Source organism: Burkholderia reimsis, assembly GCF_003294055.1.
In the GTDB taxonomy this organism is placed as follows: domain Bacteria; phylum Pseudomonadota; class Gammaproteobacteria; order Burkholderiales; family Burkholderiaceae; genus Burkholderia; species Burkholderia cepacia.
This window is the reverse complement of sequence record NZ_QMFZ01000015.1, coordinates 31,739-51,741: the sequence shown is the minus strand read 5'-3', so window position 1 is coordinate 51,741 and position 20,003 is coordinate 31,739. Positions and strand designations below refer to the sequence as shown.

General features: G+C 66.3%; 21 protein-coding genes. 5 read left to right on the top strand and 16 right to left on the bottom strand.

Annotated features, from left to right (window positions below):
• Positions 1 to 324: 324 nt before the first annotated feature.
• Entirely contained in the window at positions 325 to 1,086 is a 762-nt protein-coding gene (locus tag DPV79_RS18625) for a Tat pathway signal protein (RefSeq protein WP_113046200.1), read from the bottom strand.
• 30 nt (positions 1,087 to 1,116) lie between these two features.
• Positions 1,117 to 1,938 (bottom strand): hypothetical protein, encoded by an 822-nt coding sequence (locus DPV79_RS18620; RefSeq protein ID WP_048022085.1) that lies wholly within the window; start codon positions 1,936 to 1,938, stop codon positions 1,117 to 1,119.
• Between the two features lie 389 nt (positions 1,939 to 2,327).
• Between DPV79_RS18620 and DPV79_RS18615 the strand changes: the two genes are divergently transcribed.
• On the top strand, positions 2,328 to 2,651 hold the full coding sequence (locus tag DPV79_RS18615; RefSeq protein ID WP_042974258.1) for a cupin domain-containing protein: 324 nt from the start codon (positions 2,328 to 2,330) through the stop codon (positions 2,649 to 2,651).
• Positions 2,652 to 2,776: 125 nt separating this feature from the next.
• The gene (locus tag DPV79_RS18610; protein ID WP_113046122.1) at positions 2,777 to 3,502 is read left to right on the top strand and encodes a glutathione S-transferase; all 726 of its coding nucleotides are present in this window, start codon (positions 2,777 to 2,779) and stop codon (positions 3,500 to 3,502) included.
• 48 nt (positions 3,503 to 3,550) lie between these two features.
• Here DPV79_RS18610 and DPV79_RS18605 read toward each other — a convergent pair whose 3' ends face one another.
• Both DPV79_RS18605 and DPV79_RS18600 read right to left on the bottom strand, forming a co-directional pair.
• Positions 3,551 to 3,949, bottom strand: a complete 399-nt coding sequence (locus DPV79_RS18605) for a hypothetical protein (RefSeq protein WP_027791131.1) — start codon at positions 3,947 to 3,949, stop codon at positions 3,551 to 3,553.
• 15 nt (positions 3,950 to 3,964) lie between these two features.
• Positions 3,965 to 5,350 (bottom strand): MFS transporter, encoded by a 1,386-nt coding sequence (locus DPV79_RS18600; RefSeq protein ID WP_113046121.1) that lies wholly within the window; start codon positions 5,348 to 5,350, stop codon positions 3,965 to 3,967.
• 200 nt (positions 5,351 to 5,550) lie between these two features.
• Between DPV79_RS18600 and DPV79_RS18595 the strand changes: the two genes are divergently transcribed.
• Positions 5,551 to 6,465, top strand: coding sequence for a LysR family transcriptional regulator (locus DPV79_RS18595; protein WP_113046120.1), 915 nt, complete (start codon positions 5,551 to 5,553; stop codon positions 6,463 to 6,465).
• A gap of 110 nt (positions 6,466 to 6,575) precedes the next feature.
• Here the strand turns inward: DPV79_RS18595 and DPV79_RS18590 are convergent, their stop codons facing one another.
• The 5 genes from DPV79_RS18590 to DPV79_RS18570 form a co-directional block, all read right to left on the bottom strand.
• The gene (locus tag DPV79_RS18590; protein ID WP_042974237.1) at positions 6,576 to 8,108 is read right to left on the bottom strand and encodes an amino acid permease; all 1,533 of its coding nucleotides are present in this window, start codon (positions 8,106 to 8,108) and stop codon (positions 6,576 to 6,578) included.
• Between the two features lie 102 nt (positions 8,109 to 8,210).
• Positions 8,211 to 8,675 (bottom strand): Lrp/AsnC family transcriptional regulator, encoded by a 465-nt coding sequence (locus DPV79_RS18585; protein ID WP_021158710.1) that lies wholly within the window; start codon positions 8,673 to 8,675, stop codon positions 8,211 to 8,213.
• 98 nt (positions 8,676 to 8,773) lie between these two features.
• Entirely contained in the window at positions 8,774 to 9,532 is a 759-nt protein-coding gene (locus DPV79_RS18580; protein ID WP_113046199.1) for a dimethylarginine dimethylaminohydrolase family protein, read from the bottom strand.
• Between the two features lie 228 nt (positions 9,533 to 9,760).
• Positions 9,761 to 11,011 carry a DUF1479 domain-containing protein gene (locus DPV79_RS18575; protein WP_113046119.1) on the bottom strand — a complete coding sequence of 417 codons (1,251 nt, stop codon included), beginning with the start codon at positions 11,009 to 11,011 and terminating at the stop codon, positions 9,761 to 9,763.
• A 110-nt stretch (positions 11,012 to 11,121) separates the two neighbouring features.
• Positions 11,122 to 11,511, bottom strand: coding sequence for a VOC family protein (locus DPV79_RS18570; RefSeq protein WP_021158706.1), 390 nt, complete (start codon positions 11,509 to 11,511; stop codon positions 11,122 to 11,124).
• A 72-nt stretch (positions 11,512 to 11,583) separates the two neighbouring features.
• On the opposite strand from DPV79_RS18570, the gene DPV79_RS18565 reads away from it, so the two are divergent.
• Positions 11,584 to 12,549 (top strand): helix-turn-helix domain-containing protein, encoded by a 966-nt coding sequence (locus tag DPV79_RS18565; RefSeq protein ID WP_113046118.1) that lies wholly within the window; start codon positions 11,584 to 11,586, stop codon positions 12,547 to 12,549.
• Between the two features lie 90 nt (positions 12,550 to 12,639).
• Here the strand turns inward: DPV79_RS18565 and gltA are convergent, their stop codons facing one another.
• The 7 genes from gltA to DPV79_RS18530 form a co-directional block, all read right to left on the bottom strand.
• Positions 12,640 to 13,941 (bottom strand): citrate synthase, encoded by a 1,302-nt coding sequence (gltA, locus tag DPV79_RS18560; RefSeq protein WP_011355741.1) that lies wholly within the window; start codon positions 13,939 to 13,941, stop codon positions 12,640 to 12,642.
• 66 nt (positions 13,942 to 14,007) lie between these two features.
• Positions 14,008 to 14,280 (bottom strand): FAD assembly factor SdhE, encoded by a 273-nt coding sequence (locus DPV79_RS18555; protein ID WP_011548107.1) that lies wholly within the window; start codon positions 14,278 to 14,280, stop codon positions 14,008 to 14,010.
• Between the two features lie 12 nt (positions 14,281 to 14,292).
• Positions 14,293 to 14,994: a succinate dehydrogenase iron-sulfur subunit gene (locus tag DPV79_RS18550; RefSeq protein WP_006479352.1), complete on the bottom strand. Its 702-nt coding sequence runs from the start codon at positions 14,992 to 14,994 to the stop codon at positions 14,293 to 14,295.
• A 21-nt stretch (positions 14,995 to 15,015) separates the two neighbouring features.
• Positions 15,016 to 16,791 (bottom strand): succinate dehydrogenase flavoprotein subunit, encoded by a 1,776-nt coding sequence (gene sdhA / locus DPV79_RS18545; RefSeq protein ID WP_027791121.1) that lies wholly within the window; start codon positions 16,789 to 16,791, stop codon positions 15,016 to 15,018.
• A gap of 3 nt (positions 16,792 to 16,794) precedes the next feature.
• Complete coding sequence (sdhD, locus tag DPV79_RS18540; RefSeq protein WP_011355745.1) at positions 16,795 to 17,163, bottom strand: succinate dehydrogenase, hydrophobic membrane anchor protein; 369 nt, start codon at positions 17,161 to 17,163, stop codon at positions 16,795 to 16,797.
• Between the two features lie 4 nt (positions 17,164 to 17,167).
• Positions 17,168 to 17,584 carry a succinate dehydrogenase, cytochrome b556 subunit gene (gene sdhC / locus DPV79_RS18535; protein ID WP_021158703.1) on the bottom strand — a complete coding sequence of 139 codons (417 nt, stop codon included), beginning with the start codon at positions 17,582 to 17,584 and terminating at the stop codon, positions 17,168 to 17,170.
• A 171-nt stretch (positions 17,585 to 17,755) separates the two neighbouring features.
• Positions 17,756 to 18,580, bottom strand: a complete 825-nt coding sequence (locus DPV79_RS18530; protein WP_034196031.1) for a GntR family transcriptional regulator — start codon at positions 18,578 to 18,580, stop codon at positions 17,756 to 17,758.
• Between the two features lie 288 nt (positions 18,581 to 18,868).
• Here DPV79_RS18530 and DPV79_RS18525 point away from each other — a divergent pair, with 288 nt between their 5' ends.
• On the top strand, positions 18,869 to 19,855 hold the full coding sequence (locus tag DPV79_RS18525) for a malate dehydrogenase (RefSeq protein WP_006487742.1): 987 nt from the start codon (positions 18,869 to 18,871) through the stop codon (positions 19,853 to 19,855).
• Positions 19,856 to 20,003 lie beyond the last annotated feature (148 nt).

The following is a 20,003-nucleotide window of genomic DNA, read 5'->3' as shown; positions in this document are numbered from 1 at the left end:
GCTGGTAGTGCCAATACCTGTATCGGCATTACCCGGCAAATGCGGGCGCGAATGGCGCGACGGCGGTTGCAGCCGTCGCACGGGATGCGTGCCACGGCGACACGCACCGGCTGGCCGCCTTCGCGGGGTCGGTATCGCGCTGCACGCAGAAGCGCTGCGCGTCCTCCGGCGAGTGGAAGCGGCCGTTGCAGAACAACGCCCTTCGCTGCGACGTGTCGTGCGGCGAAGGCGTCTTGAACGGCCCGTAGCTCGCGATTGCGCCGCACACCGGGCGCCCGGGACGTGAAGTCGTTCGGCAGCGGATACCGCGAGTGCCCCGCAGCGTCAGCCGTTCGGGTATTCGCGGTTGATCAGCTCGAGCCGCAGCATCCCGAGTTGCACCCCGACGTTGCTCAGCAGGTAAAGATCGCGGCGCCGCAAGGCCGGCATCTGCGCGGACGCGTCGTAGAGCGACGGCAGCGTCAGGCCCGCCGGCACCGCGGCCTGCATCCCCGCGGCATTCGACACGCGCACGGCAATCGACGCCTGATCCGAATGCGTGACGACACCGACGTTGCCGAGTGCCGACGCCGAGCCGGCCTGCCTGACGATCGCGGTTACGACGCCGTCGGGCGTCGGTATCGGGCTGCCGGCGGCCGGCGCCGGTGTCGCGATCGACGTCACGCCGGCCGTCAGCCCGTATTTCGACGCGAGCACGCTCGCGACTTCCTGCTGCGCAAAGATCCGCGCGGCAACCTTCTGGCGCAGCACGAACACGGCGTCGGCAATCGCCTCGTTCACGGGGCCCGGCACGGGCGCGGCGCCGGACGACGGCGCGGCGCGACTGCCGAAAGCGAATGCGGCAATCGTGTTGATGGCCGTGGCCGGGACGGTCGGCGGCGTCCACGAGAAAAACGTCTCGAACAGGTAACCGGCCTCGTCGGCGGCGGCTGCGCGGTCGTTCAGTTCGTTCGTCAGCTTGCCGAGCATCTGGCGTTGCAGTTCGGCGTCTGAAACGGGAGCGTCGCCGGCGAAGCCCGGCGTGCTGGCGGTACCGGTCGCGGCAAGCGCGGCAGCGGAAGCGAGGAAATGGCGGCGGGTCTGCATGGTCATCGGAATCGGGAGAAAGAAAGTGCGTCAGCCCTTCGGGAACGCCTGCATCGTCGCGCCGACCGCGCGGGCGAGCATCTGCGCATACATGTCGTGCACGAGGTACAGGCTGCGGTTGCGCGTCCACGGCTGGCCCGACTGCGGGTCGTAGCGCGTCGGCAACGGCACCTCGGCAACCGCGGCCGCCTTCATGCCCGCCTGCTGCGAGGTCTGGATGCAGCGCTTCGCATGATCCCGATGGCCGACCACCGCGACGCTGCCCATCGCGGCCGCGCCGCCCGCACGCGACACGGCCTCGGCGGCCACGCCGGCCGTGCTGAGGTACACGATCGTGCCGTCGCTCGAGATCACGGGCTCGATCGACGACAGCACGTCGGCGCCCATCCCGTATTTCGACACGAGAAAACGGGCGATCTCCCACTGCGCGTAGACCTTGACCGGCTTCAGTTGCCGAATGCGATAGACGGCATCCGCGAGCGCTTCGTTGACGGGCCCCGGATCGGGCAGCGCGGACTGGTTGCCGCCCGTGCTCGACGTATTGCCGCTTGCCGCGTTCGGGCGATTGCCGAAGCTGTACGCGACGATCGCGCCGGCCTGGGCCGCCGGCATCGTCGGCAGGTCCCACGCAAACCCGACGTCGGTCAGCGCCGGCTGGATCGCGCCGACCGTCGCGGCATCGCCGAGCTGCGCATTCAGCTTCGCGGACATCTGCGCGGCCAGCGCGGCGTCGGTAACGGGCATCGACGTGACGTCGTCGCCGCCGCATGCGCTCAGCAGCGGCACCGCCGCGACGGCCGGCGCGGCGGCCAGGAATTTTCTGCGTGAAGAAGCCAGCGGATTCAGTTTCATGAGAAATACGAAATGATGCGAATGACGTCGACGCGATACCCCGGCGTCGCATTCACGGTCACGGGAAATCGCAGTCGGGCGAGTCGCACAGGTGGCGACGGACGGCAGTACCGCAGCGCGGGCCTAATCGCCGCGCTTCCGTCGATTGACGAGCCCGGATCGTAGTCGGCGTTTGTTAAATTGCGGTGAAGCTTGCGAGCCAATACGCGCAATCGCGTCTTCGTTTCACGGATGGATGCCCGCGTTTCACATAGGGTGAGCGCCTGCGCGATTCGTTCCACGGATGGCGATCATGCGCCCCGCACGCCGCGCGACTTCCCCGCATGACGCGCTACGATGGCGCAACGCACATGGGCAATCCCCACGCCCCGGACCCGGAGTACACGACGATGAAACTCGGCCTGAACGAATCGCTCGCCCGTCTCGACGAAGCAGGCACGCTGTTCACGACGCTGTTTCGCCACGGCACGCTCGACGTCGAGCTGTACCGGCCGCGCGTCGAGGACAAGCAGAAGCCGCATACGCGCGACGAGGTCTACGTGATCGCCACCGGCACGTCGCACTTCGTCGTCGACGGACGCGAATGCGCGGTCGCGGCCGGTGACGTGCTGTTCGTCCCGGCACACGCCGACCACCGCTTCACCGGCTTCTCCGGCGACTTCTCGACCTGGGTGTTCTTCTACGGCCCCGAAGGCGGCGAACGCGGCGCGTAGCGCGCGATGGCGACGCGCGGCACTTTTCCCGCGATCGCCTAGACTGTCTATTCGCAGCGCGCGACGCGCGGCCGCCCGATCGTCACGATGCCGGTGGCGGCCGCTTCAACGAACGGGAAAACAGCATGCGATACGAACTGTATTACTGGCCCGAGATCCAGGGCCGAGGCGAATATGTGCGGCTCGCGCTCGAAGCGGCGAAAGCCGACTACGTCGACGTCGCGCGCGAATCGGGGCGCGGCATGGGAGTGCCGGCGATGATGCGCATGATGGACAGCGCGAAGGCGGAATGCGTGCCGTTTGCACCGCCGTTCCTGAAAGCCGGCGATCTGGTGATCGGGCAGACCGCGAACATCCTGCTGTTTCTCGGCGCGCGGCTCGGGCTCGCGCCGGACGACGAAGCCGGCCGGCTGTGGGTGCACCAGCTTCAGTTGACCGTGGCCGATTTCGTCACCGAGATCCACGACACGCACCATCCGATCGCAAGCGGCCTCTACTACGAGGACCAGCAGGCGGAAGCCGCCGAGCGCGCAGCCGATTTCCTCGAGAACCGGCTGCCGAAATTCCTCGGTTATTTCGAGCGCGTACTCGACCAGAACCCGCACAAGAGCGGCTACATCGCCGGCCACGCACTCAGCTATGCGGACCTGTCGATGTTCCAGTTGATCGAGGGGCTGCGTTACGCGTTTCCGAAGGCGATGAAGCGCGCGGAGCGGAAAATCGCGGCGCTGGTCGCGCTGCACGACCGCGTCGCGGAGCATCCGCCGGTGGCGCGTTATCTCGCGTCGGAACGCCGCATCCCGTTCAACGACATGGGCATCTTCCGGCACTATCCGGAGCTGGACAAGTAACGCCGGCACCGCATCCGCGCCGCTTCAGGCGGGGCGCGGATGCCCCGCTCACGCGACGACCGGCGTCTCGTGCAAATGGCGCCACACGATCAGCCCGTCCGCCTCGCGCCGGAACACGACCGTCGAGCGCCGCACCGTGCGCTGCCCTTGCGCGTCGGTCTGCGTCTCGCGATAGCCGATCGTCGCGCCATCGGACCACACGGCAAGCCCGCGCAACTCGTCGATGTCGATCACCAGCCCGGGGCGCGCGCCGTGCCCGTGTGAAAACAGCGCATCGATGCCCGCGTAATCGAGCACCGTGCCCGACATCGTGATCATCGAAAATCCCGGCGAAAAACGCGCCATCAGCGTCGCGAGCCGCTCGGGGCCGGCACGGCCGGACAACCAGCACGCGATGTCGGCAACGGTGTCGACGACTTCCTTGAAATACGGGTTCGGCAAATTCATAAGGCTCTCAGGTTCTCACGAGTGGGATGAAACGGGTTGCGCGACCGGCGCACGGTATGCGGGAAGCCGTGCAATCAGGCCCAGAGGCAGCAACGTCAGCAGGACCGCCAGCCCGAAGCACCAGCGGTACGGCGCGAGCGACGGCCCGTTCGCGTCGAACGCCAGCAACGCATTGAGTGCGCTGCCGAGCACGGCCACGCCGACGCAGAAGCTCAACTGGCGGTTGATGTTCCACAGCGCGCTCGCGTCGCCCATCCGGTCGGCAGGCACATCGACGAACGCCGCGCTTTGCGACGTGCTCGTGCACAGGCTCGCGCCGAACCCCATCGCCGCGAATGCCGCGATGCGCACGGCTTCGACGTCGGCCCAGGGCGTCGCGAGCAGTGCGATGCCGACGCAATCGATCGCGATGCCGCTCGCGAACAAGGGTTTCGCGCCGTGGCGCGCGAAGCAGCGGCGCGTGGTCGCGATCGCGAAGCACGCCGCGATCGCCCACGGCAGCATCAGCGCGCCGGCATGCGCGGCGCTCAACCCGAGCGCGTTCTGCAGATAGAGCGACGCGACGAGGTTGACGCCCGTGAAGATGCCCGGCACGCACAGATAGACCACCACGCCGGTTCGCAGCAGCGGCTGGGCGAGCAGGCGCATGTCGACGACCGGCGACAGGGCGCGACGCGCATGCGCCGCATAGCCCGCGCCCGCCGCGCTCGCGACGGCCAGCATCGCGAGCGGGAATGCCGCGCCGCCGGGCTGCCCCGCGGCGGTCAGCCCGAGCAGCAGCGCGACGAGCGTGACCGCACTCAGGCCGAGCCCCGGCCAGTCGAGCCGCGGCGGCCGGTCGCGCGCGCCGTCGCGCGGCAGCCATGCGAACGCGAGCGCGCAGGTCGCGGCCGCGATCGGCAACATCGCGAAGAAGATCGCGCGCCACGAACCGCGATCGACGATCGCCCCGCCGATCGCCGGCGACAACGCCGGCACGAGCAGTGCGACCATCATCACGACCGACGTGAGCCGTGCCCGTGCCTGCGGCGGATACGCGCGATAGGCCATCGTCTGCCCGACCGGTATCAGCAGCCCGCCGCCGAGCCCCTGGACCAGCCGCCACGCGAGTAGCGTCTCGATCGACGGCGATGCGCCGACGCCGGCACTGCCGAGCCCGAACAGCAGCAGCGATGCCGCGAACACGCGCCGCTCGCCGCAACGGCGCGCGAGCCACGTGCCGAACGGAATCACGACGGTCAGGCCGAGCACGTACATGTTGCCGACCCACGCAAGCTGCGCAACCGACGCGTGCAGTTCGCGCTGCAGCGCCGGATACGCGGCGTTCAGCATGAACATGTTCGCGAGGTCGATCGCGAAGCCGAGCAGGTAGACAGCGGCGATTCTGGAACGGTCTGACATGGCGGCGGGAACATCACGAAACGCCGCAGTGTAGAAGCCGGCACGCGTATCGGTAAGCGGCAGGATGCGACGAGTCCCGTCGCAATTTTTTGACAATCGGATCGCGCCGCCACGATGCCACGACGACGCAACGCCGCACGGCCGCACATTCGGGTACCCTTCGAGCGATCCAACACCCAGACAGGACCCACGCCCCAACCATGGTGAGCCTCGATCGTTTCGCCGTTTTCCGTGCCGTGGTCGAAGCCGGTTCGTTCACGGCCGCCGCCACCGCACTGAACCAGGCGCGGGCGGCCGTCAGTTTCAACGTGAAGCAGCTCGAAGCCGAGCTCGGCGTCACGCTGCTCACGCGCACGACCCGGCGTGTCGAGCTGACCGACGCCGGCGAGCGCTTCTACCAGCGCTGCCTGCGCGTGCTCGACGAAGCCGAAGGGGCGATCGACGAAGTGCGCGGCGAGCATGGCGGGATGCAGGGCATGCTGCGCGTGACGTCGACGGTCGAGTATGCGGCGCGCGTCCTCGCACCGATGCTGCATGCGTTCACCGCGCAGCATCCCGCGTTACGCGTGCGGCTCGAAACGCATACGTCGCAGGCCGATCTCGTGCGCGACCGCTTCGACGTCGCGATCCGGCTCGGACGCCACGAGCACTTCCGCGACCTGCCCTATCGCGGCGTCTGCCTCGCCACCTACGACGTCCTCGCCGTGATGGCGCCCGACCTGCCGGCGAAGGCCGGGCGCCCGAAACCGGCGTCGCCCGACGACCTCGCCCGCCTGCCGCAGCTCGGCCACAGCCGGCTCGAGCGGATCGCCGAATGGACGCTCACCGATCGCGCGGGCAACGAGCATGCGTTTCGACCGGCCGCGAAGCCTCGCGTCGTCGTCGACAACGCATCGGTGTTGAGTGAACTCGCGCGCCGGGGCAGCGGCGTCGCGCTGCTGCCCGAATGGCTCGTGCGCGACGATCTCGAGAGCGGCACGCTGGTCGATGCGCTGCCCGCGTACCGGTTTCCGCAGCAGAACGTCTACGCGCTGTACGTCGCGACGCGGCACGTGCCGCAGAAAGTGCGCGCGTGGGTGGACTTCATGAAGGCGCGGTTGCAGCACGCGCACTGAGCGCGGTTTGCGTGCGCCGCCGCGCGCGGGCCGTCGTTGCGGAGCCGGCCGTCCGATACGACCGGCTTCCGTTGCCGCGCTTTCGGTGCCGCGCCTTCAATACCGACAAGTCAGTGCGGGTGCCCGTGCTGCGTGGCCGCCGCATCGACGGCCTCGACCGAGCGCGTCAGCCACGGCCCGATGTCCATCTCCTCGTAGCGCACGAGCCGGCTCTTGCGCGCCCGGCGATATGCCCACCAGATCGCGACGAACAGCGGAATCCACACGTAGATCGACAGCACTTCCATCCAGTCGATGCGGGCCGCGAAGAACGCCTGGTAATCCTGCCCGAGCGAGATCACGATGCAGATCGCGATCGCGAACAGCGGCCCGAACGGGAACCATTTCGCGCGGTACGGCAGCTGATCGAGCCGGTAGCCCTGCTTCAGGAACCCCTTGCGGAACCGGTAATGGCAGACCGCGATGCCGAGCCACGCGATGAAGCCCGTGATGCCGACCGTGTTCAGCAGCCACAGATAGATGCTCTGGTTGTTGGTCAACGACGTGAGGAAGCACAGCCCGCCGACGGCCATCGTCGCGTACAGCGCGTTGCGCGGCACGCCGCCCGGCGACAGCGTCGCGAACATCGCCGGCGCGCGCCCTTCCGAAGCGAGGTTGTACAGCATCCGCGTCGCCGCGTAGGTGCCGGAGTTGCCGGCCGACAGCACGGCCGTCAGGATCACGAGATTCATGGCGCCGGCGGCGAGCCGGAAACCCGCATGGCTGAACACCAGCGTGAACGGGCTCACGCCGATGTCGGTCACGTCGCTCTTCAGCAGGTTCGGGTCCGTGTACGGCACCAGCAGGCCGATCACGAAGATCGCGAGCACGTAGAACAGCATGATCCGCCAGAAAATCTGCTTCACCGCACGCGGGATCGTCTTGCGCGGATTCTCCGATTCGCCGGCGGTGATCCCGACCAGCTCGGTGCCGAGAAACGAGAATCCCGCGATCAACGCGACGCTCATCATCGCGTGCACGCCGCCGACAAACGGCGCGTCGCCGGTCGTGAAGTTGCGCAAGCCGACCGGATGCCCGTTCCCGATCAGGCCGGCGGCGATCAGCAGCCCGGCCGCGATGAACGCGACCACGGTCACGACCTTGATCAGCGAAAACCAGTATTCCGATTCCCCGAAGCCGCGCACCGACAGCGTATTCAGCAGGAAGATCAGCACGAGGAAGCCCGCGCCCCACCAGATGCCGGGTATGGTCGGAAACCAGTAGCGCATCACGATCTGCGCGGCGACCAGCTCGATCGCGATCGTCACGGCCCAGCTGTACCAGTAGGTCCAGCCGAGCGCGACGCCGAAGCCTTCGTCGACGTACTTCTCGCCGTAGATCGCAAACGACCCCGATACCGGCATCAGTGCGGCCATCTCGCCGAGGCCCGTGACGACGAAGTACACCATCAGCCCGATCGCGATATACGCGGCGATCGCACCGCCCGGCCCCGCCTGCGCGACCGACGCACCCGACGCGACGAACAGCCCCGTGCCGATCGAGCCGCCGATCGCGATCATCGCGATGTGGCGGCCCTGCAGACGGCGCTTCAGCGTCGTTCCCGACGGCGCAGCCGTCTCCACTGCCGCTTGCATAGCATCCATAGTGTTCACCCTGATTGGATTCGGGCCCGACAATTTGATTCGGAATACAAATCGTCAGGCCCGGTCATTCGCGTCGAAACCGGCCGTTCCCGGCCGGACGCATCACACGACGCTGCGCTTGATCGCCTGCAGTTCGGCCGTCGTCACGATCTTCTCGATCCGGAATCGCGGGCTTTCCAGCCACACGTTCGCGATCCGCCGGTACTCGTCGAGATCCTCGCACGCGAGCCGCACGAGAAAATCGAACGTGCCGCTCACGAGCCAGCAATCGAGCACGGCCGGATTCGCACGCATCTCGTCCTCGAACGGCGCCTGCGAACGCCCGTGGTCGGCCAGCACGATCTGCGCGATCACGACGATCGGCTTGGTCGCGCGCGGCGCCTTGATCACCGCACGGTAGCCCTCGATCACGCCGAGGGCCTCCAGCCGCTCCACGCGCGCCTGGCAGGGCCGCGGCGTGAGGTTCACGAGCTCCGACAGCTTCCGGTAGGAAATGCGCCCGTCGGTACGCAGGATGTCGAGGATCCGGAGATCGATCTTGTCGAGCTGCATTTTCTTGTCGGTCATCCGCGTTCGCTCCGGTCGGGTCGTGGCTGGTGCGCGGAACGTCTCCTGTTCCGCGCGGGGGCCACATTATCCGGCCGAAGCGGCCGCGCGCCAATCGGCTAGAACCGCAGCGACAGGCAGGTCAGGCCGCCGTCCATCTTGCGGAACTCGCTCGTGTCGATCACGTGCAGCGGCAGCCCGAGCGACGCGATCGCGTCGTGCACGCGCGGGTAGCCGGCCGGCGTGATCAGCGTGCCGTTCACGCGCAGCGTGTTGCCCGAGTATTCGTCGGCGGCCGAGATCGCGATCCGGCGATAGTCGGCGAATGCCGGATGCGCGGCCAGCGCTTCGGTCACGAGCAGCGTGTCGTCGCCGAGTGCGTTGACGACCGACTTCAGATGCAGGCCGGCACCCACCGGCACTGCGACGACCGAATAGCCGTAGCGCGACACGAGCGATTCGAACGCGGCGATGCCTTCGGCGTCGGTACGGCCTGTCAGGCCGATGTAGAAGCGCTTGCCGACCAGCATCACGTCGCCGCCGTCGAGACGGCCGTCCTGCATCGGCAGCAGGTCGCGATGCGCGGCGAGCGCCGCTTCGATGTGCGCCGTCTCGCCGCGCCGGGCGGGTGCACCGGGTCGCGTGATCACCGCGAATTCCGGCGTCACGACCGCGACGTCCTCGACGAAGTGCGAATCGGGAAACGCGTCCAGCGGCGGCAGTTCGGTCAGCTCGACGCCCAGCGTACGCAGCGCGTCGCAGTATGCGTGGAACTGCGTGAGCGTCTTGTCGTAGTCGGGCGCGCCGAGCGCGGCAGTGGTAAGGCCCGCGCCACAGGACGGCGCGGGACGGCGAACGATCGCTTGCGTGAATTGCATCGACTCCTCCATGGTCAGCGCCACACCCGTGCGGCACACGGGGCGGCTGCGTTGTGTCCGGACCATTATCGGAAGCCAAATTGCGCAATTCGCGTCGATTTCGGCTGCGCCGACAGCCGATTGCGTCGAATTGCACGCTGCCCGCAGCGGATTCGGCAGACGGCCGTTCACTCATGTTGCGCAACGCGCAACCGCGTGGCGAACGGCCGCTTTCCCGTGCGACGCGGGCTAAGCGCCCGGCCCGAACCCCATCTGCGAACGGCCGAGCGCCGAGAGATCGCCCTCCCCGCCGCGTCCGTCGAATTCGACCTCGAAATGGTCGGCCGGGAAATCGGGCGGGCTCTCGCCGCGCAGGAACGCGGCCCGCTGGCGCAGCAGGTACGCGTCGTTCTTCGCGCAACCGGGCGCGGCCGCGATGTACATCACGTTGCTGTCGCCGCTGCCGCGGTGCGCATCCTCGACCGCGTGCACGACGTCGCCATGCCAGAACACCGCGTCGCCCGGCTCCATGTGCGGGATCGGCACCAGCGCATCGAGCAACAGTGCGTGCCATTCAGGCCGGATCGACAGCGCGCGACCCGGACGCGCGCCGCACAGGTCGTCGTCGGCGACATCGTCCTGCAGCGCGCGCAGCACGACATAGGCCATCGCGTTCGCAACCGGGATCAACTGCAGCGTGCCGTCGCCCGGCCCCTGCGGCGTGAGCGCGGTCCAGCCCTGGAACGTGCGGAACATCGAGCACACGGCCGGCGACGGAATCTCCTCGACGTCCGGACGGAACGCCGCATCGAACGGGTCGTAATCACGCCAGCGGCCGGCCAGCACGTGACGGTAGACCTGGCGGAAGTTCGCGCCGAGCCAGCGTTCGACGGAACCGCCGTCGACATGCGGCGACAGCCCGAGCGACGTCGAACCGGGCGGGCGGCGGCGAATCCGGTCCGCATAGGCCGGCACCTGGTCGGGATCGAAGTGCGTACGCCCGCCGTCGGCGTGCCGCCACAGGCGGTTCAGGAACACGCGCGCCTGCGTCAGCGCCGGCGACTGGCGCGCAGCCACCTGCGGCTTCGACCAATAAACACCGTAGATCTGCGGCTTGCCCGACGCAAGGTTGCCGAAATAGCGGTCCTCGGCGCGCGCATCGAGCCGCTCGGTGAAGCGGTTCGCGCCAAGGTACGCGCCGATCTCGTCGTTCCAGTCGCGCGCCTGCCGCGCATCGAATACGCGACGGATCACGACCGCGCCATGCGTGCGGATCGCTGCGACCACGCGCGGATCGACGGTCCCGCCCGCGATGTCCGCGAAAGGCACCACCGGAATCACGTCGTGGCCATGCGCATGCGCGCGGCGGATCGCGTCGACCTGCCGCGCGATGTCGCCCTCCAGCTCGCGGAACGTGGCCGCATAACCGGGCAGGTCGGCGCGCAGCCGCTTTTTCGCGTCGCGAATCGCGGCAGGCAAATCGTCAATCGTCAGTTGCATCGTGGTCTCCTCGCTGACAGGTGTCGTGATGTGCCGTCAGCGTACGGCCGGTGTGCAGCCGAGATCACCGTTATCCGGCCAACTATCGATACAATCCTGACAACCCTGGATCACTCGGGACGATGACAGACCACGCACAGCTTGTTGCCGTCCGGATCGCGGAAATAGGCGCCGTAGTAATCGCGGTGATAGTCCGGCCGCAGGCCCGGCGGCCCTTCGCAGGTGCCGCCGTGGCGCAGCGCGAGCGCGTGGCAGCGATCGACATGCGCGCGCGTCGGCGCAACGAACGCGATCGTGTGGCCGTTGCCCGGTTCGGGCGCGCGGCCGTCGAGCGGCTGGCCGAAGAAGAACAGCGGCCGGTCGGCGTCGGCCGGCATCCAGCCCGACCAGCCGTCCGGCTCGCGGAATTTCAGGCGCAGCCCGAGTTCCGCGAACAGCGGCGCGTAGAAATCGTAGGCGCGCGCTGTGTCGCTGACGCCCACGCAAACATGTGAAAACATGGCATTGCTCCGTCGTGACGATCGCCCTCGATCATGCCATGGCGCGATGCCCGCCCTCTCCCGGAGGCCGCGATGAAACCGCAGTACGAGCACGTGACGTTCGCCCCCGGCTGTTCGATCCGTGTCTATCACCGCCAGCTCGCGCGCATTCCGTTCGAATGGCATCGCCATCCCGAGTACGAACTGACGCTGACGCTCAACAGCCGCGGCCGGCGCTTCATCGGCGATCACGTCGCGCACTATGCGGACGACGACCTGGTGCTCGTGCCGCCCAACCTGCCGCATACCTGGTCGTCGAACGCACGCATCGATCGCGATGCGCCCGAGGTCGCGGTCGTCATCTGGTTCGACGGCGACTGGGCGCGGCGGCTGGCCGACTGTTGCCCCGAATACGCGCCGCTGCGTTCGCTGCTGCGGCGTGCCGCACCGGGCCTGCGCTTCGACACGGACACAGCCCGCGCGATGCGGGCGCGGCTGCCGCACCTGCTCGATCCGTCGCCGCGCACCAGGCTCGCGGCCGCGCTCGACACGCTCGCCGATCTCGCGGAAGCCGGCGGCGAGCCGCTCGCCACAGCGCACGCATACGAACGGACCAAACGCACGACACCGCACGCCGATACGGCCGCCCCCGAAGCCGAGCGCCTCGACCGCGTGCTCGACGCGATCGACCGGCACTTCCACGAACCGCTGCGCATCGACGCGCTCGCCGCCGCTGCGCACATGTCCGAACGCACGCTGCAGCGCCTGTTCGTCCGGCATCTCGGCGAAAGCGTCGGGCGCTACGTGCAGCGGCTGCGGCTCGCGCACGCATGCCGCCATCTCGTCGGCACCGACTGGCCGATCGCGACCGTGGCCGCGCGCTGCGGCATTCCGAATGCCGCGAACTTCAACCGCCAGTTCCTTGCCGCACGCGGGATGACGCCCGGCGCCTACCGGCAGTTCTTCGTGCGGCACGGCCACGCGCCCGATGACGACGCGCCCGCACTCGACACCCGCCCGCCGTCGCTGGAGCATCGCGCCGATCCGGCGCGCAAATGAAAACACCCCGACGGGATGACCCGTCGGGGTGTCGTGGCGTTGCGATTGCCCGACGCGAGCGGCCTGCCGGCCGTTCGCGCCACACACGGCTTAACGTGCGTTGAGCGGCTTCGCTTCGCGCGGCGTGTCGCCGATGAACAGCTGACGCGGACGGCCGATCTTCTGCTCCGGATCGCCGATCATTTCGTTCCACTGTGCGATCCAGCCGACCGTACGTGCCATCGCGAAGATACACGTGAACATCGACGTCGGGATGCCCAGCGCGCGCTGAACGATGCCCGAGTAGAAGTCGACGTTCGGGTACAGCTTGCGCGACACGAAGTATTCGTCTTCCAGCGCGATCTTCTCGAGCTGCATCGCGAGCTTGAACAGCGGGTCGTCGTGCAGGCCCAGTTCGTTCAGCACTTCGTAGCACGTTTCGCGCATCAGCTTCGCACGCGGGTCGTAGTTCTTGTACACGCGGTGACCGAAGCCCATCAGCTTCACGCCCGAATTCTTGTCCTTCACCTGCTTGATGAATTCGGGGATGTTGTCCGGCGAACCGATCTGCTCGAGCATGTTCAGCGCGGCTTCGTTCGCACCACCGTGCGCCGGGCCCCACAGACACGCGATACCGGCCGCGATACATGCGAACGGGTTCGCGCCCGACGAGCCGGCCAGGCGGACCGTCGACGTCGATGCGTTCTGCTCGTGGTCGGCGTGCAGGATCAGGATGCGGTCGAGTGCGCGGACGAGCACGTCGTTGACCTTGTACTCTTCGCACGGGTTCGAGAACATCATGTGCATGAAGTTCGCGCTGTACGACAGCGAGTTCTTCGGATACACGAACGGCTGGCCGATGCTGTACTTGTAAGCCATCGCGACGAGCGTCGGCAGCTTCGCGATCATGCGGATCGCCGACACTTCACGGTGACGCGGATCGTTGATGTCGAGCGAGTCGTGGTAGAACGCCGACAGCGCGCCGACTGCGGCGACCAGGATCGCCATCGGGTGCGCGTCGCGGCGGAAGCCACGGAAGAAGAAGTGCATCTGCTCGTGCACCATCGTGTGCTTCGTGACGGTGTCGACGAATTCCTTCTTCTGCGCTGCGTTCGGCAGTTCACCCTTCAGCAGCAGGTAGCAGCTTTCGAGGAAGTCCGCGTTTTGCGCGAGGTTGTCGATCGGGTAGCCGCGGTACAGCAGCTCGCCCTTGTCGCCGTCGATGTACGTGATCGCCGAATTACAAGCTGCCGTCGACATGAAGCCCGGGTCGTACGTGAACTTGCCGGTCTGGCCGTACAGCTTGCGGATGTCGATCACGTCCGGGCCCATCGTGCCCTTGTAGATCGGCAGTTCGACGCTCGGCGAGTTGTCGCTGAACGATAGCGTGGCTTTAACATCAGACGGAGTCATGGCACATCCTCAATCGAAATAAAGAAACGGGATTCGATAACGGGCACAACGTGTCACACCTTGGCGTTACACGTTGCGCAGCATCTCCAACAGCCGGTGAATGTCCGGGCTGTCTAGGTCGCCTTCTGGTTCCTTGCGCGCGAGGAGCAAGTCCATCAGGTCGTTGTCGCTCAGATCGAGCAGGCGCGACAACGCGCCTACGTCTGCATCGGTGAGGTCATGCTCGTATCTGCCGAAGAAACGCTCGAATACGATGTCGTTTTCCAGCAGACCCCGCCGCGCGCGCCAGCGAAGGCGCGCGCGACGGTGCGGGTCGGATTGATGCGAATCGTCGCTCATTGCAGCCCGGCCTTAAACCGCGCGGCGAACCATCAGTTCCTTGATCTTGCCGATCGCCTTCGTCGGGTTCAGGCCCTTCGGGCAAACGTCGACGCAGTTCATGATCGTGTGGCAACGGAACAGACGGTACGGGTCTTCCAGGTTGTCGAGACGCTCGCCGGTAGCGGTGTCGCGGCTGTCCGCGATGAAGCGGTAAGCCTGCAGCAGGCCGGCCGGGCCGACGAACTTGTCCGGGTTCCACCAGAAGCTCGGGCACGACGTCGAGCAGCTCGCGCACAGAATGCACTCGTACACGCCGTCGAGCTCGTCGCGTTCTTCCGGCGACTGGAGGCGTTCCTTCTCCGGCGGCGGCGCGTCGTTGATCAGGTACGGCTTGATCGAGTGGTACTGGTTGAAGAAGTGCGTCATGTCGACGATCAGGTCGCGCACGACGGGCAGGCCCGGCAGCGGGCGCAGCACGATCTTCTGCGGCAGGTCGTTCAGGTTCGTCAGGCACGCGAGACCGTTCTTGCCGTTGATGTTCATCGCGTCCGAACCGCACACGCCTTCACGGCACGAACGGCGGAACGACAGCGTCTCGTCCAGTGCCTTCAGCTTCACCAGTGCGTCGAGCAGCATGCGCTCATGCTGGATCTCGAGCTCGTACGTCTGCATGCGCGGCGCTGCGTCCTTGTCCGGATCGTAGCGGTAGACTTCAAAAATGCGTTTTGCCATTTCGGATTCCTTTGACTCGGCTTAGAACGTGCGCGGCTTCGGCGGCACGGAGTCGACCGTCAGCGGCTTCATTTGAACCGGCTTGTAGTCGAGGCGATCGCCTTCGCTGTACCACAGCGTGTGGCGCAGCCAGTTCTCGTCGTCGCGGTGTTCGTAGTCGCTGTGTGCGTGCGCGCCACGGCTTTCCTTGCGCGCTTCCGCCGACACCATCGTGGCGCGGGCCACTTCGATCAGGTTCTCCAGCTCGAGCGCTTCGACGCGCGCGGTGTTGAACACCTTCGACTTGTCCTTCAGGTGGATGTTTTCCACGCGCGCCTTCAGGCCGGCCATCTGGTCGACGCCTTCCTTCAGCAGCTCCGACGTGCGGAACACACCTGCGTGCTTCTGCATCGTCGAACGGATGTCGTTCGCGACGTCCTGCGTGTATTCGCCCGAGGTCGACTTGTCCAGCTTCGCCAGGCGCGCCAGCGAGAATTCGCCTGCATCGGCCGGCAGCGGCTTGTGTTCCTTCTGGTTCTTCACGTGCTCGACGATGTGGTTGCCGGCCGCACGGCCGAACACCACGAGGTCCAGCAGCGAGTTCGTGCCGAGGCGGTTCGCGCCGTGCACGGACACGCACGAGCATTCGCCCACTGCGTAGAAGCCGTTGACCGGATCCTTGTGACCGCGCGACGTGCCGACGACCTGGCCGTGGATGTTGGTCGGGATGCCGCCCATCTGGTAGTGGATCGTCGGGACGACCGGGATCGGTTCCTTGATCGCGTCGACGTTCGCGAACTTCAGCGCGATTTCGCGGATCGACGGCAGACGCTTCATGATCGTCTCGGCGCCGATGTGCGACAGGTCGAGCAGCACGTGATCCTTGTTCGGACCCACGCCGCGGCCTTCCTTGATTTCCTGGTCCATCGAACGCGACACGAAGTCACGCGGCGCCAGGTCCTTCAGCGTCGGTGCATAGCGTTCCATGAAGCGCTCGCCGTTCGCGTTGCGCAGGATACCGCCTTCGCCGCGCACGCCTTCGGTGATCAGCACGCCCGCGCCGGCCACGCCGGTCGGGTGGAACTGCCAGAACTCCATGTCCTGCAGCGCGATGCCCGAGCGCGCAGCCATGCCGAGGCCGTCGCCGGTGTTGATGAACGCGTTGGTCGATGCCGCGAAGATCCGGCCTGCGCCGCCCGTCGCGAACAGCGTCGTCTTGCCTTCCATGATGTAGACGTCGCCCGTCTCCATCTCGAGGGCCGTCACGCCGAGCACGTCGCCGTCCGCGTCGCGGATCAGGTCGAGCGCCATCCATTCGACGAAGAACTGCGTCTTCGCTTCGACGTTCTGCTGGTACAGCGTGTGCAGCAGCGCGTGACCGGTACGGTCGGCGGCCGCGCATGCGCGCTGGACCGGCTTCTCGCCGTAGTTCGCGGTATGGCCGCCGAACGGGCGCTGGTAGATCGTGCCGTCCGCGTTGCGGTCGAACGGCATGCCGAAGTGTTCGAGTTCGTACACGACGTTCGGCGCTTCACGGCACATGAACTCGATCGCGTCCTGGTCGCCGAGCCAGTCGGAGCCCTTGATCGTGTCGTAGAAGTGGAAGTGCCAGTTGTCTTCGCTCATGTTGCCGAGCGACGCACCGATACCGCCCTGCGCGGCCACCGTGTGCGAACGCGTCGGGAACACCTTCGACAGCACGCCGACCGACAGGCCCGCGCGCGACAGTTGCAGCGCTGCGCGCAAGCCGGAGCCGCCCGCGCCGACGATCACGACGTCAAACTTGCGGCGCGGGAGATTAGTTTTGATTGCAGCCATTCTTTACACTCTCCAGAGAATCTGCGCGGCGTAGCCCGCACATGCGAGCAGCCAGACGATGGTCAGCGATTGCAGCAGCAGGCGCACACCGACGGGCTTCACGTAGTCCATCCAGATGTCGCGCACGCCGACCCATGCGTGGTAGAAGAGGGAAAGCAGCATCACGAAGGTCGCGAGCTTCATCCATTGCGCGGCGAAGATCGATGCCCAGCCTTCGTACGAGAAATCGTGCGCGCCGAAGAACAGGACGAGCAGAATGACCGTGTAGACCGCCATGATCGTGGCGGTGATGCGCTGCGCAAGCCAGTCGCGCAGGCCGTAATGTGCGCCGACGACGAGGCGCTTCGAGCCGATTCGGTTATTGGCTGCCATTTTCTTAGAATGCTCCGAACAGTTTGAGTGCCATGGCGATCGTCAGGGCGATCGAGACGACAAAGACGACGACTGCCGTCCGCTTGCCGCCTTCCTTCGTGACGGCGTCGTGGTTGACGTCCATCAGCAGGTGGCGAATGCCGGCGCAGAAATGGTGGAAGAAGGCCCACGACAGAGCGAGGACGATCAGCTTGACGATGATGTTGGAGAGGAAAGCCTTGAAGACTTCGAAGCTGAGCTCGGACGTGAGGCTCTGGTCGAAGAGGAACAGCAGGAACGGCAGGAACAAGAACAGCAGCGCGCCGCTGACTCGATGGAGAATCGACAATATCGCTGCCAGCGGCATGCGATATTTCATCGTGATATCGGCGAATCCGATGTTCCGGTATTCCGGCCTCGGCTTTCTTACTGCATCAGTCATGCTAGACCCCTACTATGTTGTCACACTAATCCGCGATTTTAGCGCCTTTTTATATCGCGCTGCAGCGAAAGTCTGCTCTGGATAGTTGCGCGAACTAGAACAAAAGGCGGCCCGAAACGTGCTTCGCGAGCGTGGGAAACGCGAACGCACTCGGCTTGAGCCGAAACTCCGTCAACTCAAGTCATTCTGATAGTAGTACCCGGTTGTGACATACCAGCCGCGACGCACCTCCACCGGCCGGTCACCATATGTATAGGACACGCGCTCGACCGACAGCAACGGAAAACCCGCCGGCACGTGCAGCAGGTCGGCCACCGCCGGCTCCGCCGCCACCGCGCGGATCTTCTCCGTCGCGCGAATCATCCGCGTGCCGAACTCCGTCTCGAACATCGCGTAGAGCGGCCCCTTGTACTCGCTCAGCCGCTCGAACGTGAGCCCGCGGAACATCGCGCCCGGCAGCCAGATCTCGTCGAGCACCGTCACTTCGTTCTCGAACTCCAGCAGGCGGCGCACCTGCACGACCGGATCGGCCGGCTTCAGGTCGAGCTGCCGCGCGATCTCGGCCGGCGCGCGCAGGCGCCGGCATTCGAGCAGGCGGCTCACGTGCGGATGCTCGGCACCGTCGTCGGCCAGCAGGCGCAGGAAGCGGAACTGCGCGCGATCTTCATTGTGCGTCGCAACAAAAGTGCCCTTGCCCTGCCGCCGGACCACGAGGTTTTCCGCGGCCAGTTCGTCGATCGCCTTGCGGACGGTGCCCTGGCTGACCTTGTAGCGGGCCGCGAGCTCCACCTCGCTCGGGATGATCTCGCCCGGCTTCCATTCACCGGATTCGAGACTTTGCGTGATCAATGACTTAATCTGCTGGTATAACGGGCTAAACGTCGGCGACGGCGGCGCCGCAGGCGAAGGCGCGGGATCGCTCGCGCCCGGCTGCCCTGGGCCGCCTGCGCCGGTCTGATTCGCGGTATTCGCCTGGTTCGATGTCATGGCGCGCATTTCATCACAAACCGCACTTTTTCGTCCACTCAATTTCCGCAAAACATCTGTCTTATATAAGACATATGATACCGTTTGACTTTGCGCGTGACGGCTCCTACACTCCCGGTCGAGCAAGGGTTCGCGGGTGCAAAAGCGCGTCCCCGGCTACGTGCCACGGCCGTCTCCAGGTTCACCGCGTCTGCCATCGCGAGTCCTCCGCCCTGCTTCAATGCAACGCTTCGCACAACGCGCATAGAATGGCGTTTTCGCTAGCGTCCAACGCTTCACCCGTCCTGGAGATTTTCAATGGCTAAGCCCGCAAAGCGCGTTGCCGTCACCGGCGCCGCAGGTCAAATCGCTTACTCCCTGCTGTTCCGCATCGCGAACGGCGACTTGCTCGGCAAGGACCAGCCGGTCATCCTGCAACTGCTCGACCTCCCGCAAGCCCAAGCCGCCGTCAAAGGCGTCGTGATGGAACTCGACGATTGCGCGTTCCCGCTGCTGGCGGGCGTCGTGATCACCGACGATCCGAAGGTCGCATTCAAGGATGCCGACGTCGCACTGCTGGTCGGCGCACGTCCGCGCTCGAAGGGCATGGAGCGCAAGGACCTGCTGTCGGCGAACGCCGAAATCTTCACGGTTCAGGGCGCTGCGCTGAACGAAGTCGCCAGCCGTGACGTGAAGGTGCTGGTCGTCGGCAACCCGGCGAACACGAACGCCTACATCGCGATGAAGTCGGCGCCGGATCTGCCGAAGAAGAACTTCACGGCGATGCTGCGCCTCGACCACAACCGCGCGCTGTCGCAGCTCGCAGCGAAGTCGGGCAAGCCGGTCGCCTCGATCGAGAAGCTCGCCGTGTGGGGCAACCACTCGCCGACGATGTACCCCGACTTCCGCTTCGCGACCGCCGAAGGCGAATCGCTGCTGAAGCTGATCAACGACGACGTGTGGAACCGCGACACGTTCATCCCGACCGTCGGCAAGCGCGGCGCGGCGATCATCGAAGCGCGCGGCCTGTCGTCGGCAGCATCGGCAGCGAACGCAGCGATCGACCACGTGCGTGACTGGGTCCTCGGCACGAACGGCAAGTGGGTCACGATGGGCATCCCGTCGGACGGCTCGTACGGCATCCCCGAAGACATCATCTACGGCGTGCCGGTCACCTGCGAAAACGGCGAATACAAGCGCGTCGAAGGCCTGGAAATCGACGCGTTCTCGCGCGAGAAGATGGACGGCACGCTGGCCGAGCTGCTCGAAGAGCGCGATGGCGTCGCCCACCTGCTGAAGAACTAAGCATTTCGCACCTCGCCGGGCGGCCCTCGGGCAGCCCGGTTTCGGCCCGGGCCGGCATGCTGACGGCCCGGCCGACCGATCCGATCCGCGCTCGTTTTGCCGCCCCCGCGCCTGCCGCGCACCGGCCCAGAACGCGCCCGAATCCGAT

What these genes read in the sequence shown, in the direction of transcription:
- DPV79_RS18550 (WP_006479352.1), bottom strand. Translation starts at nt 14,994, where the DNA reads ATGGCAAAACGCATTTTTGAAGTCTACCGCTACGATCCGGACAAGGAC.
- DPV79_RS18565 (WP_113046118.1), top strand. Translation starts at nt 11,584, where the DNA reads ATGAAACCGCAGTACGAGCACGTGACGTTCGCCCCCGGCTGTTCGATC.
- DPV79_RS18585 (WP_021158710.1), bottom strand. Translation starts at nt 8,675, where the DNA reads ATGACCGACAAGAAAATGCAGCTCGACAAGATCGATCTCCGGATCCTC.
- DPV79_RS18580 (WP_113046199.1), bottom strand. Translation starts at nt 9,532, where the DNA reads ATGCAATTCACGCAAGCGATCGTTCGCCGTCCCGCGCCGTCCTGTGGC.
- DPV79_RS18620 (WP_048022085.1), bottom strand. Translation starts at nt 1,938, where the DNA reads ATGAAACTGAATCCGCTGGCTTCTTCACGCAGAAAATTCCTGGCCGCC.
- DPV79_RS18605 (WP_027791131.1), bottom strand. Translation starts at nt 3,949, where the DNA reads ATGAATTTGCCGAACCCGTATTTCAAGGAAGTCGTCGACACCGTTGCC.
- DPV79_RS18590 (WP_042974237.1), bottom strand. Translation starts at nt 8,108, where the DNA reads ATGGATGCTATGCAAGCGGCAGTGGAGACGGCTGCGCCGTCGGGAACG.
- sdhD (WP_011355745.1), bottom strand. Translation starts at nt 17,163, where the DNA reads ATGGCAGCCAATAACCGAATCGGCTCGAAGCGCCTCGTCGTCGGCGCA.
- DPV79_RS18575 (WP_113046119.1), bottom strand. Translation starts at nt 11,011, where the DNA reads ATGCAACTGACGATTGACGATTTGCCTGCCGCGATTCGCGACGCGAAA.
- DPV79_RS18570 (WP_021158706.1), bottom strand. Translation starts at nt 11,511, where the DNA reads ATGTTTTCACATGTTTGCGTGGGCGTCAGCGACACAGCGCGCGCCTAC.
- gltA (WP_011355741.1), bottom strand. Translation starts at nt 13,941, where the DNA reads ATGACTCCGTCTGATGTTAAAGCCACGCTATCGTTCAGCGACAACTCG.
- DPV79_RS18615 (WP_042974258.1), top strand. Translation starts at nt 2,328, where the DNA reads ATGAAACTCGGCCTGAACGAATCGCTCGCCCGTCTCGACGAAGCAGGC.
- DPV79_RS18530 (WP_034196031.1), bottom strand. Translation starts at nt 18,580, where the DNA reads ATGCGCGCCATGACATCGAACCAGGCGAATACCGCGAATCAGACCGGC.
- sdhA (WP_027791121.1), bottom strand. Translation starts at nt 16,791, where the DNA reads ATGGCTGCAATCAAAACTAATCTCCCGCGCCGCAAGTTTGACGTCGTG.
- sdhC (WP_021158703.1), bottom strand. Translation starts at nt 17,584, where the DNA reads ATGACTGATGCAGTAAGAAAGCCGAGGCCGGAATACCGGAACATCGGA.
- DPV79_RS18525 (WP_006487742.1), top strand. Translation starts at nt 18,869, where the DNA reads ATGGCTAAGCCCGCAAAGCGCGTTGCCGTCACCGGCGCCGCAGGTCAA.
- DPV79_RS18600 (WP_113046121.1), bottom strand. Translation starts at nt 5,350, where the DNA reads ATGTCAGACCGTTCCAGAATCGCCGCTGTCTACCTGCTCGGCTTCGCG.
- DPV79_RS18625 (WP_113046200.1), bottom strand. Translation starts at nt 1,086, where the DNA reads ATGCAGACCCGCCGCCATTTCCTCGCTTCCGCTGCCGCGCTTGCCGCG.
- DPV79_RS18595 (WP_113046120.1), top strand. Translation starts at nt 5,551, where the DNA reads ATGGTGAGCCTCGATCGTTTCGCCGTTTTCCGTGCCGTGGTCGAAGCC.
- DPV79_RS18555 (WP_011548107.1), bottom strand. Translation starts at nt 14,280, where the DNA reads ATGAGCGACGATTCGCATCAATCCGACCCGCACCGTCGCGCGCGCCTT.
- DPV79_RS18610 (WP_113046122.1), top strand. Translation starts at nt 2,777, where the DNA reads ATGCGATACGAACTGTATTACTGGCCCGAGATCCAGGGCCGAGGCGAA.